The organism is Gudongella sp. DL1XJH-153 (assembly GCF_049310905.1).
Lineage (GTDB): Bacteria > Bacillota > Clostridia > Tissierellales > Tissierellaceae > Gudongella.
Window position 1 is genome coordinate 1 of record NZ_JBMEMN010000075.1, and the last position, 1,594, is coordinate 1,594.

Annotated in this window: 1 protein-coding gene; it reads left to right on the forward strand. The window is 37.8% G+C overall.

What is annotated here, in order from left to right:
* Nucleotides 1–46: 46 nt before the first annotated feature.
* A complete protein-coding gene (locus ACOEN1_RS13385; RefSeq protein ID WP_422487392.1) occupies nt 47–1,564 on the forward strand; it encodes an IS3 family transposase in 1,518 nt (505 codons plus the stop codon).
* Nucleotides 1,565–1,594 lie beyond the last annotated feature (30 nt).

Below are 1,594 nucleotides of genomic sequence, written 5' to 3' on the forward strand. Positions count from 1 at the left end.
TGGGGATGCGGACAAAATCTTGGACAAATAGTCTAGGAGGGTGTCTATGTATTCCAGAGAAGAGAGAAACAGAGCAATAGATCTATACTTAAAACATAATAAATGTGTTGCTGATGTTATACGAGTTTTGGGATATCCAAATTATCGAACTCTAAAAGAGTGGTATGCTGAATATCAACAACAACTAGTTGATGGTAAGGAAAATGAACCATGTAAAGTGAAACCTAAATTTACTGAAGAAGAGATAAATAAAGCAGTTGAGTATTATCTGAAAAACGGCAAAAACTATACTAGAACTGTCAAAACATTGGGATATCCTTCAAGGGAAACTCTTCGAAAATGGGTTGCACAAATTGTCCCAGAAGAGAGAAAAATCTATAAAAATAGGATACAATACTCACAAGAGGATAAAATACAAGCAGTCTCTGACTTCTGTTACCGAAAAGAAAGCGCTTTAGTGGTTGCAGAAACCCACAATGTTCATCGTAGAACACTTTACAAGTGGAAAAAGGAGCTGCTTCAAGAGGAGTTGCATATACCAATGGACAAAGATCTTGATGTAGTTAAGGATAAGCTTGAAGATGAAGTTGAGGCATTGAAAATGGAAGTATCCAAGCTTCGTATGGAAAAAGATTTGCTTGAAGGAGCCGCTGAACTAATAAAAAAAGATCCGGGCATCAGTCTAGCCAATCTGACAAACAAAGAAAAGACAATCCTGATTGATGCCCTAAGAACAAAGTACCCATTAAAAGAGCTACTCAATTCCCTACAGTTAGTGAAAAGTAGCTACTACTATCAGCGGTCTGCTAAAGGTATAAACACTAAATACGACAAAACTAAAGAAGAAATCATTCACTTGTTCAATAATAACTACAAGTGCTATGGCTATAGACGTATTCATAAGATATTAAAGAACCAAGGGATCTGTGTATCAGAAAAAGTAGTTCGTCGTCTAATGAGAGAAGAAGACTTGGTTGTAAAAACAAAGAAAACCAGGAAATACAACTCTTACAAGGGCGAGCTCTCCCCAGCACCTGCTAATATGATCAAACGCGATTTTACTGCAGATAAGCCAAACAGCAAATGGTTAACGGATATTACAGAATTTAGATTACCGGCAGGGAAAGTATATCTTTCACCAATCATAGATTGCTTTGATGGAAAGGTTGTTCAATGGAGCATATCCAATCAACCTGATGCTGAGATGACTACCAGCATGCTTGAATCAGCAATAAACACTTTGGTTGAAGGAGAGACTCCCATTATTCACTCTGATAGGGGGAGCCATTACCGCTGGCCAGGCTGGATTAATTTAATAGAAAAGGCTGGACTGAAGCGGTCCATGTCAAAGAAAGGATACACCCCTGATAATGCTGCTTGTGAAGGCTTTTTCGGAAGAATCAAAAACGAGATGTTCTACAATCGTAAATGGAGTAATATTAGCATCGAGGACTTTACAAGAATCCTTGATCAGTATTTAAAATGGTACAATAATGACAGAGTTAAAATGAAACTCGGGGGCAAGAGCATAAAAGCTTACCGGAAAAGTCTTGGAATTGTCTAAAAAGAGTCCAAAAAAACATCCGCACCCCCA

Bases quoted from the DNA above. Each gene is read 5' to 3' on its own strand.
- ACOEN1_RS13385 (WP_422487392.1), top strand. From the start codon at position 47: ATGTATTCCAGAGAAGAGAGAAACAGAGCAATAGATCTATACTTAAAA.